The sequence below is a fragment of the Flaviflagellibacter deserti genome, assembly GCF_042652085.1.
Classification (GTDB): Bacteria; Pseudomonadota; Alphaproteobacteria; order Rhizobiales; family Methylopilaceae; genus Flaviflagellibacter; species Flaviflagellibacter deserti.
In genome coordinates this window covers 48,547-63,988 of record NZ_JBHSJF010000005.1, presented here as the reverse complement: position 1 = coordinate 63,988, position 15,442 = coordinate 48,547, and the positions used below count along the sequence as shown (strand labels likewise).

Here is a 15,442-nt window from a genome sequence, read left to right as displayed (position 1 = left end):
GCCCGGCGTATGCAGATACGCGGCGGTGCGCTGAAAGAGGCGTCTTTCGATCCTCAGGGAGCGAGCCGGGTGAAAACGAAATCGTGGTTCTTCACCCGGGCTTCGTGGCAGGCGAAGCAGGTCTCGTGCTGGGCCTCGTCGACCGGTTTTCCGTTGACGAACCGGCCGAAACCCCAGCCGCCCGTCGCCGCGTATTTCTTCGAGTCCTTGACCATGATCTGCAGCGTGGTGGCGGCGCCGGGTATCGAAGCGGGTTCGAATTCCGGCGACTGGACGTGCTTCCAGGCAAGCTTGGCGAGCACTGTGCCGTCGGGGAATGGAAGCGTGCCTTCCCGATAGGCCTTGAGCGCGATCGGATTGCCGAGCACCGCGCGAAGCTCGTTCAACGGCTCGCCTTCCTGGGCGGGGGCGACTAGTTCCCATTGCCGATAGCCGTCGGGAATCGTCACTCCAAATATCGGCGAGGCGTTCTGCGGCGCGGACTCGGTAAAGGCTTCAGCGCTGCACGTGATGACCACGGCAAGGCCTGCCAGGAGAAGCGCCAGCTTGGCCAGGCTGTTCATGGTGTCTCCGTTTTGATGTTCGGATGCGATTTTATCGCATCCGAGTTTAATAGGTCGGCGACGTCGCGAGACAAGGTGAGTCAGACGAGCTTGATCTCGACATCGATATTGTCGCGCGTGGCCTTGGAATAGGGGCAGGTCTGGTGGGCGGCATTGACCAGTGCTTGCGCGGTCTCCCGCTCGATGCCCGGCAGGCTGACATTGAGGCGGGCCTGCAGGAAATAGCCGCCGCTGCCAGTACCGAGGTCGACTTCCGCATCGACCGCGAGATCCGGCGGCAGGGTGATCTGCCGTCTGCCGGCCTCGATCCCCATGGCGCCGATGAAGCAGGCCGACCAGCCGGCGGCGAACAGCTGTTCGGGATTGGTGCCGGTACCGGAGGAGCCAAATCGCGACAGCTTCACGTCCAGGTTTCCGTCGCTGCTGCGGGCCGCGCCGTCGCGGCCGCCCGTGGTATGGGTCTTGCCGGTGTAAAGGACCTTCTCGATCTGACTCATAATGTGGTTCTCCTTATTTATTCGCAACCGATTAACTCGGATGCGAGTTATAAATAGGAGGATGCGAGGAATGTCAATCTTCCGATTTAATCGGATGCGATATATGTAGGTATGAGAAGACCACGTCTCGCATTGGAGAGATGAGAATGAAGCCCGCCGCCCCGGACGGTCCGCCGAGCCCGAAGCTCGCCGATTTCCTGTGCTTTGCGGTCTATTCGGCCAATCTGGCCTATGGCCGCGCCTACAAGCCGATCCTGGACAAGCTCGGCCTGACCTACACCCAGTACATCGCAATCGTCGCGCTCTGGGAGCAGGACGACCAGACGGTGAGCGGGCTTGGCGAGAAGCTGTTTCTCGAGTCCAACACGCTGACGCCCATCCTGAAGAAGCTGGAGACGATGGGCTATCTCACCCGCCGGCGCGATCCGCAGGACGAGCGTGTGGTCCGCGTCGGCCTGACCGAGGCCGGCCGCCGCCTGCGCGAGCAGGGGCTGAACATGACTTTGGTGAAGCAGACGGGCCTGCCGGTCGAGGAGTTCGCCAGGCTGCAGAAGGCCGTTTCGAGGCTGCGCGACAATCTGATCGAGACGATGGGATCGCGAGAAGCCTGACCGACACCTCGATCCGCGGGGGCGATACCCATTGTCGGATCAAGTGGGCTCGTGCCACCATTGCAGGACAACAAGAATTCGCGTTTGCGTCAGGGAGGATTAGATGGACATGCGGACGACGCGCCGACTGGCGATCGGGATCTTGATCGGGGGGAGTCTCGCGGCCGCCACCGGCTTTGCACAGGAAATTAAGTTCTTTCGGATCGGCACCGGCGGGACGGCCGGAACCTATTTCCCGATCGGCGGGCTGATCTCGAACGCCATCTCGTCGGCTCCCGGCAGCCGGAAATGCGAGGAAGGCGGAGCGTGCGGCGTTCCGGGATTGGTTGCCACGGCCGTGGCGACCAATGGTTCCGTCGCCAACATCAACGCAATCCAGGGCGGCACCCTGGAGGCCGGACTAACCCAGTCCGACGTGGCCTATTGGGCCTATACCGGGACCGGAGTCTATGAAGGAAAGCCGAAGGTCGAAGGCCTGAGGGCGATTGCCAATCTTTATCCCGAAACGATCCACCTGGTGGCCCGCAAGGGAGCGGGCATCAAGACCGTCGCCGACCTGAAAGGGAAGCGCGTCTCGCTCGACGAGCCGGGTTCCGGCACGCTGATCGACGCCCGTATCGTGCTCGGCGCCTATGGCTTGACCGAGAAGGACGTCAAGGCGGAATACCTCAAGCCCAACGCGTCCAGCGACCGGCTACGCGACAATGCGCTTGACGCCTACTTCTTCGTCGGCGGCTTCCCGGTGGGCGCGGTCGTCGAGCTTGCGACCTCGGTCGGCGTCGAACTCGTCCCGATCTCCGGCCCGGAGGCCGACAAGCTCCTGAAGGAATACGGGTTCTTCTCGAAGGACACGATCCCGGCTGAGACCTACAAGGGCGTTGCGGAAACACCGACCATCAGCGTCAACGCCTTGCTGGTGACCAATGCATCGCAGAGCGATGACCTGGTCTATGGCGTGACCAAAGCTCTCTGGAACGACAATAGCCGCAAACTGCTCGACAGCGGCCATGCCAAGGGCAAGCAGATCAAGAAGGAGACGGCGCTTCAGGGCGTCGGCATTCCGGTCCATCCCGGCGCCGAGCGCTTCTACAAGGAAGCCGGGATAAAGACGCAGTAAGTCTGTCCGCACCGGCGCCAAGGCGCCGGTGCATTTCACCGTCTTTATCGAGCCGGATTCGCGCATGGTTTTGGAACTCGACGAAGCGAAGGCTCGTGAGCTCGAGGAGAAATTCGACCCGGAGGTCCGATTCCGCGGGCTCTCGCCGGCCGCCGGCTGGATCGTCGGCGCGGCGCTCGTCGGACTGTCGATCTTCCACTACTACACCGCCGGTTTCGGTCTTCTGTCCGAGATCGTGCATCGAGGCATCCATCTCTCGCTCGTACTCGCACTGACATTCCTGGTCTTTCCGCTCACGAAGACCGGCTATCGCGCGCCGATCGAGCAGAGCGTCCTCAGGCCGTTGGGCATTCCGATCTATGATTGGATCCTGGCTATCGCGGCCCTCGTCGCAGTCCTCCACGTTCCGCTGATCCCGCTCGACGACCTCGCCTTTCGCGTCGGCAATCCGACAACGACCGACGTCCTCCTGGGCGGCATCCTGATCCTGCTGCTCCTCGAGGCGACGCGCCGGTCGGTCGGCTGGCCGCTGCCCATCATCGCCGTCCTATTTCTGGCCTATGCCTATTTCGGCCAGAGCATGCCCGGAATCCTCGTGCATCCCGGCTCCACGATCCCAGGCATCGTGGACCATCTCTACCTGACGACGCAGGGCATCTACGGCGTGCCGCTCGGCGTGGTGGCGACCTACGTCTTCCACTTCGTGCTGTTCGGGGTGTTCGCGACCCGGATCGGTCTCGGACAGCTCTTTCTCGATTGCGCGGCGTGGGTCGCCGGACGATATGCCGGCGGTCCGGCGAAGGTCTCGATCTTCGGCTCGGCCTTGTTCGGCATGATTTCGGGCTCCTCGATCGCAAACACCGTGACCGTCGGTTCGCTGACGATCCCCGCGATGATCCGGCTGGGGTATCGCAAGGAGTTTGCGGCAGGGGTGGAGTCTACGGCCTCAACCGGTGGGCAGATCACGCCTCCGATCATGGGCGCCGCCGCCTTCCTGATGATCGAGTTCCTGGGACTTCCCTACACGACGATCATCCTGGCCGCGGTGGTGCCGGCCTTCATGCACTTCTTCGGCGTGTTCATGCAGGTCCATTTCGAGGCCAAGCGGGATGGGCTTCGCGGCCTCAGCAAGGAGGAAATGCCTGATCTGCGGGAGGCTTTCAGACGCGACTGGCCGACCGCGATCCCGCTCGTCGTACTGGTCGGGCTGCTCTTCGCCGGCTACACGCCCTATCTGGCCGCCTTCTGGGGCATCACCCTCTGCCTCGCGGTCGGACTGCTCAATCCGCGTCGGCGGATGAAGCCGATCGAGGTTTTCGAGGGGCTGCGCGACGGCGCGAAATATGCGCTGGCGGTCGGCGCTGCCGCGGCGACCGTCGGTATCGTCATCGGGGTGGTCACGCTGACCGGCGTGGGCTTCAAGGTCAGCTTCATCGTCACCTCGGTGGCGAGCGATCTGGCGACGATGGCGGCAGCGATCCTGCCCGCTTGGCTGTTCACGATGTCAGCGTTGACCCTGTTCTTCACGCTGGTCCTCACCGGCGTCGTCTGCATCCTGATGGGATGCGGCATTCCGACGACGGCGAATTACATCATCATGGCCACGATCGCCGCGCCGGCGCTCGGCCTGCTCGGCGTGGAGCCGATCGTCGCCCATTTCTTCGTGTTCTATTACGGGGTTCTCGCCGACATCACGCCGCCGGTGGCGCTCGCAGCCTATGCCGCCGCGGGTATGGCCGGCGCCGATCCCTTTCGCACCGGCAACATCGCTTTCCGCCTCGGAATGGGGAAGGTGCTGGTGCCCTTCGTCTTCGTGTTTTCGCCGTCGCTATTGCTCGTCACGAAAGACTTCACCTGGCCGGATTTCTTTCTCGCCTTCTCCGGTTGCTGTGCCGGCATTCTGGCACTCTCGGCTGCGTTTTCCGGCTGGCTCCTCACGCGTCTGGCGATCTGGGAACGTCTCGTCCTGGCGGCCACGGCGATGCTCCTGATCGCGCCCGAACTCTATTCGACGATCGCCGGCGCGCTGCTGGTCGTCCCCGTCATCACTAATCAGATCATGGCGACGAGGCGGAACATGCGATCCGAAACTGGACGGGTAGGAGGCTCGCGCCCACCAGATTGAAGCAGAGTGGTCGTGCCATTGCTCGAAAACATGGAGCGGGCGATGGGAATCGAACCCACGACATTCAGCTTGGGAAGCTAGGCATTTGTCAGATGGATCAACTGCTTAGCTACGAAAGTCCTTGTTTTCGACCCCAGTTAGATCGAACGGTTAGCTCGAGGCAACAAAACCGCCAGCTCAAACTCGTGCAGGAAGGCGCCACCGAGTGCCAACTGGCTTGGGGCAGTGGTGCAAGGGACGACTTCGAGGAGGATGTAGCCGACGAGCCGCATGATGCCGAATTCGAGCAGGCATTGCCGATCTATTAGGAACAGCGCCTCCGGCCCCACGTTGTCCGATGAACCAGCGAGGTTCAGATGACGCGTAATCTTCTTTCATTGATCGCCATCGTCGCCGTGATTGCCGGCGGAACAACTGTGGCTTTCGCTCAATCGAGTGGCGCAGGTGGAGGCTCGAGCGGCGGATCGAGCTCCTCCAGCGGATTGTCTGGCGGTTCGGTAGGCGGCGGCAGCGCGATGCCTCGCGCGGGCGCCAATTCGGCCGCTGCGGCAGCATCGGGTAGGTCGACGACCAGCACGAACCCATCCAGCGGTGTCGGCGGGACCCAGCCAAACGCCTACAGCGTCCCAGGCAGCGGGGGCAGCGTTCAGACCTCGCCGGGTGGATCGGTCGGTGAACAGGTGCCGGTTTACGGTACTGGCCAGTCGTCGGGTCTGTCGAACTCGATCGATGAGTCAGCTTCGCGATCCTCCAGCACCGCCTGCGGCGGCACTGGCGAACGCTCCACAACGACCGGCGGTTCAAGCAACTCGGTGTCTGGATCGTGCCGCACATCGGCAGGACAGGGGACATCGCCCGTCATCGGCAATTCTGGTCTGACCGGTCCCGTGGACGTCAGTCAGCCGAGGTGACTTCTCGATTTCGGGGCATCCGAGTCTACTTGGCTGCGGCGCCGCGTGCGGCAGCGGGTTTGGACATCGCTGTCGCCAATTTGAGCGACATCAGCTCCTCGGGGGTGAAGTAGAACAGCTCCTGAGGAGGCGTCTCCATAGCGTGGATCCAGACCCTCGGATCCACGCCCATGTCGACAAGAAGGCGTTGGCATTCGGCTGAGACCCGCTGCGCGTCGGCCATGCCGGTATCCGCCAATGCACCGGCCGCGGATAGCGCGAAGACCTGATGGACGCCGATCGACGCACCTTTATCCGCCAATCTTTCTACTCCACCTGCGAAAACCAAAGGACACGAGGAGGCGCAATGTCCGGTGGTCTCAACGCGCGTGGATAGACCTTTCGCCCTGATCAGTTTCGACATCGCCAAGGCATCCTGGACCGAACCGCCAGGAGAGTTGAGGACGACGCTTTTCACGTAGTCGCCGCGCTTGTCGATTTCATCCTTGAGGCGGTTAGCGCTACCTGGCGTGATCACACCGGTGAGCTCGAGGCGGCCGCCCGACACCAGCTCGATCGTCATTGGCTTTTGCAGTTCGGCGCGGGGAGCGCGCCCAGGTCGCTTCTCTCCCGGTTCGGCGAAATCGGGCCGAGCCGATGGAAGGAACGGCTGAACGTCAGGAGCCTCCCCCGGCAGCAGGGTCGTGGCAGCTTGGTCCGGAGCGTTCTGCACGCGTTCGATCACGTCATAGCCCAACACGAACACAGACCCGGCAACGAGCAACCGGAACATCGCTCGCAGGAACGTCTCGTCCGGTCGTTCGCCCAGAATGCGTCTCCAGGCGGGATCGGAGGGAGCCGGGGTCCCGCTCAGACTCATTCCTTCTTAGCTCCGCGAGGCGCGAGGGCCGTAACGTTGGCCTCTGTCGCGCGCACGACTTCCAGATCGTCGATGTCGCCGACGTCCACGACCGCTTCCCGTCGCTCACCATCGACGGTGCGGAGGAGACGCATCGCCGTGATGAGATCAGCCGCTGTCATCGTCTCCGCATCGGCAAGCTCGCCCTCCCGTCGTATCGCCGCGTGAACCACGCAGAGGATGATGACCAAGACGGCCGGCAGCAGGTCGATGGAGATCGCGCCCGCCCAGCTCGGCAGGAAGTCACCCGCATAGCGCAGCACGGCTTCAGCGGTCGACAGCGGCTGGAACCGAGCCGGCTCAACCGGTCCGGTCCCGATGATTGTGTCGGCTGCCTGCGAAAGCGCGTGCGCCTGGGCGGCGACGGCCTTCTCGACGCTACCAACCACCGCATTCTGGCGACCGGCGAGATCGGCTGTTCTTCCGTCCGCGGCCGGCGCGATGAAGCTCTTGGCCAGATCGTCCGCGGCTCGCCTGACTGCAGGCGCCATCGACGTCTGTTCAAGTGAGGCCACCGTGCCGACGAGTTTCATCGCCTCGGCACCGAACGCATCGCTTCGTGTCTTGATGTTGCCTTGGCCAGAGACGAGTTCACGCATCTTCGCGATCTGGGCACTGCCCTCGGTGTAGAGGGCCTTCGCCCGCTCGGCGCTCTCGCCGACCTGACGCCCGAGATCGTCGAGTTGGCTCGACATTTGGCTGAGAAGCTGGACGACGGTTCCTGACCCGCCTGTTCCCGTCAGGGCGCCGCTGCGTTCCGCATCAGCGAGACGGGCGAACCGGGTGGATGCGAGCTGGATGTCGGGCAGCAAGCTCTGAGCCCCGATCGCCCGATTGTGCGCGGTATCGAGATCACGGGTGTATGCCTGAAGGGTCGTTGCAAGATGCTGCTCGATCGCCGCGGCGCCCGCCAGAGCGGCGGCATTCAGCCATGCCGACATGGCACAGATCATCAGCGAGCCAAGCGCCATTGCGGCAAACAGCCAGAGCCGGCTCGCCACGTCTCGGACCTGCGGGAGAAAGGTCAATAGAAACGACCAGAACGTGAAGATCGCGACCGAGACGGCCACGGAATAGATCAAGGCCGCGAAGGCGACAACGACCGCCGACCCATCCAAGAGATCGCGGACACCAAGATAGGTGTACACGCCTGAGGCCAGAGCCAGTACGCCGAGAGTGATGCGCATGGTGACGTCGATACCTTTGACGCCGTCGCGCAGTGCAGAAGCCATGAAGAATGCCCACCCGAAAGGAATTTATGGAAAGTATCGGGGGGCTTTTCGTTCGGATTGTGTCGATCAGGGAAGGGCTATCACATCTGGCTGCCGAGTGCGCTCCAGATCAGGTCAATTGCCTTCTGCTGAAGGGGCCTGTTTTGCCAGTCCTCGAACGTGACCTCGCGGGCCCGCCGCTTGTCCGCTTCAAAGATGTCGATATGTGTTTGCGTGAAGCCTTGGTCGAACACGGTCAGATTGGCCTCATCGTTGAGGCCAAATGATCGCTCGTCGAAGTTCGCGGACCCGACGGTGGCCCAGACATCGTCAACGGTCACAAACTTCACGTGCAGCATAGTGGGTTCGAACTCATAGATGCGGACACCCGCTTCCAGTAGCTCGCCCCAGAGATAGCGAGAGGCGCTGCGCGCCCCGGCATTGTCGACGTGATCGCCGGGCACGAGCACCTCGACCTCGACGCCGCGCTTGCGCGCCTCGATGAGTTGCTGAATGGCGACTTCGCTCGGCACGAAGTACGCCATCTCGATCCGGATATGATCGGTCGCGGCAGCAATTGCCATCAGCAGCATCAGATGAACGTTCTCACTGCCCGAAAACGGAGAGCTCTTCACCGTCTGTGCCGCAAGCTTCCCGGCCGCTTTTAGGGGCGGGAAGTAGTCCTCTCCGATAAGAAGCTCGTTTGTGACTTCGAGCCAGTTCTCGACGAACGACGATTGCAAGCCGGCAACGACAGGACCTTCAACGCGGTAATGATTGTCGCGCCATTCACTGGGAGACCGCGCGTTGCCGTTCCACTCGTCAGCGATGCCGACACCGCCGGTGAAGCCGATCCGGCCGTCGACGACCAGCACTTTCCGGTGGGTACGATTGTTGACGCGATCGAGAGTGTACCAATGGACGGGACGAAAAATCTGCACGTCGACACCGGCGGACTTCATCCGCTCAATCAATGAACGCTCCATCTTGGCGCCACCGACACCGTCGATCAGGACGTGAACGCGCACTCCGCCGGATGCCTTGCGAGAAAGCGCGTCCGCGAAGCGATTTGCGACATCGCCCGACCAGTAGATGTAAGTCTCGAAATTCACGGACCGCTCGGCGCGTTCGATCGCGTCAAGCATTGCCGGAAATATCTCGTCGCCGTTCACCAGAGTCTGGATGGCGTGTCCGGTCTCGATCGATGACCCAATCACCCCCTCCATCGCCGGCGGGAAGTTCGGATTCGCAGAGGTCACATTCTGCGGAATGGGGCGGTCGAGATGTCGTTCGTCCGGTTTCAGATTGATTGCCAGTAGCGCGACGATCGCCCCGACGCCGCAGCCGATCAGCCAAATTACCAACTTGTTCGAATTCAAGTTGCCTCCTCGATGTCGGTGCGATCGTTCGCGGTCGAAACGTGAGGACAGCCTGTTCGTTCCCGTCTTAAGGAAGCTCGATCAAATCGTTCTTCAGGAACGCGGATGTCGGTCGTCGAGTTTTCAGTTCTCCATGAAGGGAGACTTGTTATGCAGAAAATAATCCTAATGAGCATCGCTCTCATCGCCGCTAACCCAGCTTTCGCTGAGGGTACCGGAGCTGGGGCCGCTAGCGGCGCTGCCGCTGGTGCGGTGGTCGGCGGACCTGTCGGCGCCGTTGTCGGCGGTGTTGCCGGAGCCGCCATCGGAACCGCGATTGATCCGCCGCCGGCGGAGGTACGGACGGTGGTGATGGAGGCGCCGCCGCCGCGGTCCGTGGTCATCGAGCAGGAGGTGCAGGTGGGCCAACCGCTACCTGAAACCGTGGTGCTTCAACCGGTGCCTCGATACGAGAAATACACTTACGCTGTGGTCAATGAGAAACGGGTGATCGTTGAGCCTTCGTCGAGGAAGGTCCTCCAAGTCATTAACTAGCGTCGCGCCGGAAGACGAGGGCTGCTAAGCGCCTATAAAGAAGGGCCGTCACCCAGCCAAAGGTGACGGCCCTAAACCGTGGTCCGCATGCAGACGGGACGACGGCGAATGCCGGCCAGGCTGGGGGGAGCGGCCGGCGGGTCGTCCCTTCCTGGGACACTTAAAACTGGCTGGAAACCGTAGCATACCATCAATCGGAGCGGCCGCCACTGGCTTATAGAGGGGCCGGCGGCGGCCTTTTCAGCTGGCGAGGGCAACCGCCAGCGAAGTCGAGCGTAGTTAGCCGCACGTGCGAACCTTGCGAACAATTCGCTCGCCGTTGCGGTGCTTGATGACTGTCTTGGTGGAGCAGCGATCGTGCCGGATGATGCGCTTCTCGACGACCTTCCGGTGATGATAGCCGTGGCCCTGATGATGGCCGCCGCCGACATGGATATTCACGCTGGCTGCAGAGGCCGGCGCAACCGCGAGCGGCGAGGCGGCCATCATCAGAGTCGTAGCGGCAACGGCAATGAACTTGGTCATTTGGTTCTCCATTGTGGAGCCCTTCAACGGCGCAAAGAGCCAAAAGGTTTCGGCCTGTGTTTTTTCGCTGCGGGTCAATGTGAACGGGCCGTCACGCCCTGCAGAGACAGCGTGACCGCCCGGGGGCAATGGCGTCGAAGACCTCCGTGCTCGCGCGCTCGAAGGCGCTGAGGTCCCCTCGCGCTTCCGCCAACCTTGGCGAGTTGGCAGTGAATAACAACGCTGTCACGGCGGGCTGCGCGGCAGTCAAACGATCAGCGGAAGTCCCGATCAAAATACATACGCGGAATCGTAAACTCGGCCGTCATCTGGGCTGAGGCATCGATGACAAACGTTGGTGTCGGCTCAACACGCTCCCCAGTCGAACCTGGACCGTGCCGCGACTGGGGCTTGACGGTCCTTACTTCTTTGTCGACAGCGCTGCGCCCGAGCTTCCCATCCGATCAGCGCCACCGGGCTACCCTCACCAGCTGCACAATTTCCTGATGCCGCGGCGAGTTATTCTCGAGCGGTTAAATTGATTCCAAATCGTCTGCCTCAAAGAGGCTTGCTCGTTGCCATTGCGGCGCCCCTAACGTTGCAGTGCCCGGAACCCCGGCAACGTGGCGGCGTTGGCGCTTCGGATCGGAAGTCGGAGTGTCAGCCGATGTGGTATCAGGACGCCGTCATCTACGCGGTCGACGTCGAGAAATTTTATGATGGCAACGGAGACGGCGCCGGCGATTTTCAAGGGCTGACCGAGAAATTACCTTATCTGCGTAGCCTCGGCATCACCTGTCTGTGGCTCCTGCCCTTCTACGATACGCCCGATCGAGACAACGGATACGACATCCGCGATTATTATCGGATCAATCCCAAAACTGGGACACTCCAGGATTTCGTCACGTTCATTCAGCGCTCTGGAGAGCAGGGCATCCGCGTCATTGCCGATCTCGTGGTGAACCACACCTCGGACGAGCATTCGTGGTTCCAGGCCGCGCGTCGGGATCCGCGAAGCCGTTTCCGTCATTACTACGTCTGGACTGAGAGGCCGCCTAGGCTGGAAGCTGATGACCGGACCATCTTCCCGGGAGAGGAGGACACGGTCTGGACCTACGACGAGGTCGCCTCTTCTTACTATTTCCATCGCTTCTATCACTATCAACCGGATCTGAATGTTGCGAATCCAGAAGTCCGAGGCGAGATCATTAAGATCATCGACTTCTGGATGGCACTCGGTGTTGCCGGTTTCCGGGTCGATGCGGCGCCGATTATCGTCGGTGAAAACGGTCTAGACCGATCCGCTCCTGAAGATCCCAACGGCCCGCTGCGCGACATGCATCGGACGGTCTGCGCTCGGCGCGAGGACGGTCTCCTGCTTGGGGAAGCCAACGTTCCTCCGGATCAGATTGGCCGCTTCTTTGGCGATGCTGATCAACTCGGCCTTCTTTTCAATTTTTTTCTCAACGCGCATCTCTACCTCGCTTTTGCTCGCGAGGAGGTCGCGCCGATCGAGCATGCGATCACCCTTCTGCCTGTCCCGCCAGAAAACTGTGGCTGGGCGAACTTCCTCCGCACGCTCGATGAGTTGGACCTATCGCGCCTGTCCGATGAGGATCGCCTCGAGACCTGTGACGTTTTTGCTCCCGAACAGAGAATGCGCCTTTACAACCGTGGCATACGCCGCAGACTCGCGCCCATGTTCGCGGGCGACGGTAAGCGCTTGGAGCTGGTGAACAGTCTCCTGTTTTCGCTCCCGGGCTCACCGACGCTGATCTATGGCGACGAAATCGGAATCGGAGAAGATCTGAGCCAACAGGGCCGCAATTCCGTGCGGGTGCCAATGCAATGGTCAGCAGCTCGCAATGCCGGTTTTTCCACGGCATCGGCGAAAAACCTCATCCAACCGACAATGAAGAATGGACCGTTCTCATCCCGGCGCGTCAACGTGGAAAAGCAGGATAGCAATCCGACTTCGCTCCTGAACAAAATCCGCAAATTCAGTCAGCTTCGCCGAGATAGCATCGCCCTCAAGAGGGCTCCCCTGACGTCGTTTCCCACAGGACACAAATCGGTCTTTGGCCATCGGTGTCAGCACGAGGGGGGAGGCATGCTGTTTCTGCACAATCTCTCCCGTCGGCGGGCGCGGGTGGATTTCCAAATCGGCTTATCCGGGCGCGCTCAGCTTCACGATCTGATTGGCGACATGCACATCCACATCGAGGAAGGCCGCGTCAGGCTTGAGCTCGAGCCTTATCAATACCTGTGGTCCAGGCTCGAGGGCATGCCATGACAATCAGGATTGGGTACCATGCCTCGCACGAGCAGTTCTCACCGCGGGAACTGATCGGCTATGTCAAGCAAGCTAGCAACGCCGGTTTCGTGGCTGCTATGTCCTCAGACCATTTCGCTCCATGGAGTGAGCGGCAGGGGCATTCCGGCTTCGTCTGGGCTTGGCTGGGCGCCGCTCTCCAATCCACCGATGCAATGACGCTTGGACTAATCACCGTCCCAGGCGGATGGCGCTATCATCCTGCTATCGTCGCACAAGCCATCGCCACGACCGTCGACATGTTTCCGAGACGGTTGCCGTGGGTCGCTCTTGGAAGCGGGGAGGAGATGAACGAGCACGTCGTGGGCGACAGATGGCCATCGAAGCAGGAGCGCAACGACAGACTCCGAGCTGCCACCGACATCATTCGTGAACTGCTGGCTGGGGGTACAGTGACAACCCGCCATCCGATCGCGGTCAACGAGGCGAAGTTGTACACTAGGCCACTCGAAACGCCGAAACTTTTGATTGCTGCACTGACGGCCGATACCGCTCGTTGGGCTGGGGGTTTTGCTGACGGGTTGCTGATGGTCAATCAATCGCGCGACGCGATGAAGAACATGATTCAGGAGTTCCACGCCGGTGGGGGGGAGGGGAAGCCGATCGTGCTTCAGGTTCACGTGAGCTACGCGGAGGGTAACGATGCTGCACGCCTTAACGCTTACGATCAGTGGCGGAGCAATGCCATCACTGCCTCGCTAGCTGCCAATCTGCGCCATCCGGCTGATTTCGACGGTGCGTCCAAACACGTCCGACCGGAGGATATGGATGAGTATGTGCGCATCTCCTCTGACCTCAACCGGCACGTGAGCTGGTTGAAAGAGGACGCCGACATGGGAGTTTCAGAGATTTTCCTGCACAACGTTGGACGTAATCAAACGGAATTCATCGAGGCGTTCGGCATCGACGTCCTACCAAGCTTTGCCACGTAAAGGATCTCGCTGGCTATGCTCGTTTCCGTGACGCTTTGATTACCTCAAGCGTCACCGGCCGGAAGGCAAAAACGTCGACACCGACATCGTATTGGCGGGGCAGGGGTTTGAGTTTGCCATGGCTATGGCCGTGCATATTGATCACTCCGCGCCCCATGTGGTTCCACGTTCGGAAGGGATAGTGGCAGAGAACCAGTTCGGTCTCATCGATGACTAGTTCGCGATAATGTTGAATGCTCGCCCAATGGGGCGCGGTGATCGTGGTGGGACCGTCGTTGTTGCCGATGATGAGATGCTTGGTTCCGTGCAAGTTTTCCAGGATGTTGAGCATCCGGTTCTCTGCAAGTCCGAGGGAGAAGTCGCCGAGATGCCAGACCTCATCGTCCGGTGAGACCGCGTCATTCCAATTAGCGATCAACGCTTCGTCGTGTTCACTGACGCTGGCGAAAGGGCGCCTGTCGATGCGAAGAATGCGTGGATCTCCGAAATGGGTGTCGCCAGTAAAGAAGATCATCAGATCACCGCTTCTATGAGCCCCAGGTCCCGAGCCTCGGTGGCCTCGATGTACCAATTTGTGGGGGCCCTCTGCAGCACCTCCTCCATGGATACTGAAGAGCCAACGATCAGGTTGGCAAAGCCTTCGTTCTGGATCCGGATCGATGCCTCGATCTCATTGAGCGTGGCTTGAAGGTTCGCTACACAGGCAGTCAGCGGGCCATCGACGGAAATTGTTTTAGTCAGCTTACGTTCATGGATCATGAGCCGGGTACCACGCGTCAGGTATCGATTCGGCCGAGTGAAGAAACCCATGAACGTTGTGCCGGCAGAGTAAATCGCTGCCTTGCCAAGGAAGACGAACCTACGGCTCAGGTCGTTCTCGCTGTGAAAGCGAACATCCTCACCCATCATTCTCGCCACTTCTGGATCGCCGCCCAGTGTCGACAACTCGATAACGATCAAGCCCTCTGCCGGAGCTTGGGCGAGTTGCGACCGGAAATTCGCGTACATCGCATGGTCGACGGGGCCGGCGAGAAGGATGGCCGGGTTTCGGAAGTTAGAGGAGGTGAGTGACAGGGCCGTCATGAGTGCATTTCTCGGGTGATCGGCCAAAACACCCCAGGCGCGCTTAAGTTCGCGTGATTGGGTAAATTCGGTTCTGCGGTTCTGGTCGACTCTAGAGATCAAGAAGCTGGCGGGAGAACTCCCCGATTTCAACGTTGATCGGCAGTTGTCCGAACAACCAAATCCTCCGGGTGACGGTCTGAACGAACCCGCTCTCGGCGTGTTGGATGGGGAAGGAAAGCGGCGAGGTAGTTATCATGGCCGACAACCGCAAAGAACGCCGTTTTCCTATCTCAGCAGGCATTCTGTTTGGACTGGGTCTGGGCGGGTTCTTTGACGGAATCGTGCTGCACCAGATCCTGCAGTGGCATCATATGGTGACGAGTGCCGGCTATCCCGCCGATACGGTGTCGAATCTGAAGTTCAACACACTCCTGGACGGGCTATTTCATGCCTCGACTTACGTGTTCGTCGTGCTGGGTCTCGCCCTGCTCTGGCGAGCTGCGCATCGCGGTCATCTGTGGTGGTCAGGCAAGATGCTCGTCGGGAGCATGTTAATCGGCTTCGGGCTTTTCAACTTGGTCGAGGGGATTATCGATCATCATCTGCTTGATCTGCACCACGTCAACGAAACCGTGCCACGTGAGCAGTGGATCTTCTGGGATATCGGCTTCCTGATCTGGGGCGCGGCGATGCTGCTCGTCGGCGGGATGCTGCTGCGGGCCGGCAAGCGCCAATCGCCGGGTGAGACACTCTGATCACCGGG

At 60.8% G+C, this 15,442-nt stretch carries 16 protein-coding genes; 7 read left to right on the top strand and 9 right to left on the bottom strand.

Annotated features, from left to right (window positions below; translation table 11 throughout):
• Positions 1-53: 53 nt before the first annotated feature.
• Together ACFPFW_RS05080 and ACFPFW_RS05075 are read right to left on the bottom strand one after the other, a co-directional pair.
• Positions 54-563 carry a cytochrome P460 family protein gene (locus ACFPFW_RS05080; protein WP_114958461.1) on the bottom strand — a complete coding sequence of 170 codons (510 nt, stop codon included), beginning with the start codon at positions 561-563 and terminating at the stop codon, positions 54-56.
• A gap of 80 nt (positions 564-643) precedes the next feature.
• Positions 644-1,060, bottom strand: a complete 417-nt coding sequence (locus ACFPFW_RS05075; protein WP_114958462.1) for an organic hydroperoxide resistance protein — start codon at positions 1,058-1,060, stop codon at positions 644-646.
• A 146-nt stretch (positions 1,061-1,206) separates the two neighbouring features.
• Between ACFPFW_RS05075 and ACFPFW_RS05070 the strand changes: the two genes are divergently transcribed.
• The 3 genes from ACFPFW_RS05070 to ACFPFW_RS05060 all read left to right on the top strand — a co-directional run bounded on the left by ACFPFW_RS05070 (position 1,207) and on the right by ACFPFW_RS05060 (position 4,913).
• Positions 1,207-1,671: a MarR family winged helix-turn-helix transcriptional regulator gene (locus ACFPFW_RS05070; protein WP_114958463.1), complete on the top strand. Its 465-nt coding sequence runs from the start codon at positions 1,207-1,209 to the stop codon at positions 1,669-1,671.
• A 103-nt stretch (positions 1,672-1,774) separates the two neighbouring features.
• The gene (locus ACFPFW_RS05065) at positions 1,775-2,788 is read left to right on the top strand and encodes a TAXI family TRAP transporter solute-binding subunit (RefSeq protein ID WP_114958464.1); all 1,014 of its coding nucleotides are present in this window, start codon (positions 1,775-1,777) and stop codon (positions 2,786-2,788) included.
• Positions 2,789-2,852: 64 nt separating this feature from the next.
• On the top strand, positions 2,853-4,913 hold the full coding sequence (locus ACFPFW_RS05060) for a TRAP transporter permease (protein WP_114958484.1): 2,061 nt from the start codon (positions 2,853-2,855) through the stop codon (positions 4,911-4,913).
• Positions 4,914-5,601: 688 nt separating this feature from the next.
• Here the strand turns inward: ACFPFW_RS05060 and ACFPFW_RS05055 are convergent.
• From ACFPFW_RS05055 to ACFPFW_RS05040, 4 genes are all read right to left on the bottom strand, one after another.
• Positions 5,602-5,775: a hypothetical protein gene (locus ACFPFW_RS05055; protein WP_162799784.1), complete on the bottom strand. Its 174-nt coding sequence runs from the start codon at positions 5,773-5,775 to the stop codon at positions 5,602-5,604.
• A gap of 74 nt (positions 5,776-5,849) precedes the next feature.
• Positions 5,850-6,683 (bottom strand): COG3904 family protein, encoded by an 834-nt coding sequence (locus tag ACFPFW_RS05050; RefSeq protein ID WP_114958466.1) that lies wholly within the window; start codon positions 6,681-6,683, stop codon positions 5,850-5,852.
• Entirely contained in the window at positions 6,680-7,954 is a 1,275-nt protein-coding gene (locus ACFPFW_RS05045) for a hypothetical protein (protein WP_114958467.1), read from the bottom strand. Before ACFPFW_RS05045 ends, ACFPFW_RS05050 begins: the two co-directional genes overlap by 4 nt.
• 80 nt (positions 7,955-8,034) lie before the next feature.
• Positions 8,035-9,312, bottom strand: a complete 1,278-nt coding sequence (locus ACFPFW_RS05040) for a phospholipase D-like domain-containing protein (RefSeq protein ID WP_379769699.1) — start codon at positions 9,310-9,312, stop codon at positions 8,035-8,037.
• Positions 9,313-9,417: 105 nt separating this feature from the next.
• Here ACFPFW_RS05040 and ACFPFW_RS05035 point away from each other — a divergent pair, with 105 nt between their 5' ends.
• Positions 9,418-9,846 carry a DUF1236 domain-containing protein gene (locus ACFPFW_RS05035; protein ID WP_114958468.1) on the top strand — a complete coding sequence of 143 codons (429 nt, stop codon included), beginning with the start codon at positions 9,418-9,420 and terminating at the stop codon, positions 9,844-9,846.
• 279 nt (positions 9,847-10,125) lie between these two features.
• On the opposite strand, the gene ACFPFW_RS05030 is transcribed toward ACFPFW_RS05035, so the two are convergent.
• The gene (locus ACFPFW_RS05030) at positions 10,126-10,371 is read right to left on the bottom strand and encodes a hypothetical protein (protein ID WP_114958469.1); all 246 of its coding nucleotides are present in this window, start codon (positions 10,369-10,371) and stop codon (positions 10,126-10,128) included.
• Between the two features lie 646 nt (positions 10,372-11,017).
• On the opposite strand from ACFPFW_RS05030, the gene ACFPFW_RS05025 reads away from it, so the two are divergent.
• Together ACFPFW_RS05025 and ACFPFW_RS05020 are read left to right on the top strand one after the other, a co-directional pair.
• Positions 11,018-12,643 carry an alpha-amylase family protein gene (locus ACFPFW_RS05025; RefSeq protein ID WP_114958470.1) on the top strand — a complete coding sequence of 542 codons (1,626 nt, stop codon included), beginning with the start codon at positions 11,018-11,020 and terminating at the stop codon, positions 12,641-12,643.
• Complete coding sequence (locus ACFPFW_RS05020; RefSeq protein WP_114958471.1) at positions 12,640-13,614, top strand: TIGR03885 family FMN-dependent LLM class oxidoreductase; 975 nt, start codon at positions 12,640-12,642, stop codon at positions 13,612-13,614. The genes ACFPFW_RS05025 and ACFPFW_RS05020 overlap by 4 nt, the downstream gene beginning before the upstream one ends.
• Before the next feature lie 13 nt (positions 13,615-13,627).
• Here ACFPFW_RS05020 and ACFPFW_RS05015 read toward each other — a convergent pair whose 3' ends face one another.
• Both ACFPFW_RS05015 and ACFPFW_RS05010 read right to left on the bottom strand, forming a co-directional pair.
• Positions 13,628-14,131 (bottom strand): metallophosphoesterase, encoded by a 504-nt coding sequence (locus ACFPFW_RS05015; protein WP_162799786.1) that lies wholly within the window; start codon positions 14,129-14,131, stop codon positions 13,628-13,630.
• Positions 14,128-14,697, bottom strand: a complete 570-nt coding sequence (locus ACFPFW_RS05010) for a peptidase S14 (RefSeq protein ID WP_114958473.1) — start codon at positions 14,695-14,697, stop codon at positions 14,128-14,130. Before ACFPFW_RS05010 ends, ACFPFW_RS05015 begins: the two co-directional genes overlap by 4 nt.
• A 236-nt stretch (positions 14,698-14,933) precedes the next feature.
• Here ACFPFW_RS05010 and ACFPFW_RS05005 point away from each other — a divergent pair, with 236 nt between their 5' ends.
• Positions 14,934-15,434 (top strand): DUF2243 domain-containing protein, encoded by a 501-nt coding sequence (locus ACFPFW_RS05005; protein ID WP_114958474.1) that lies wholly within the window; start codon positions 14,934-14,936, stop codon positions 15,432-15,434.
• Positions 15,435-15,442 lie beyond the last annotated feature (8 nt).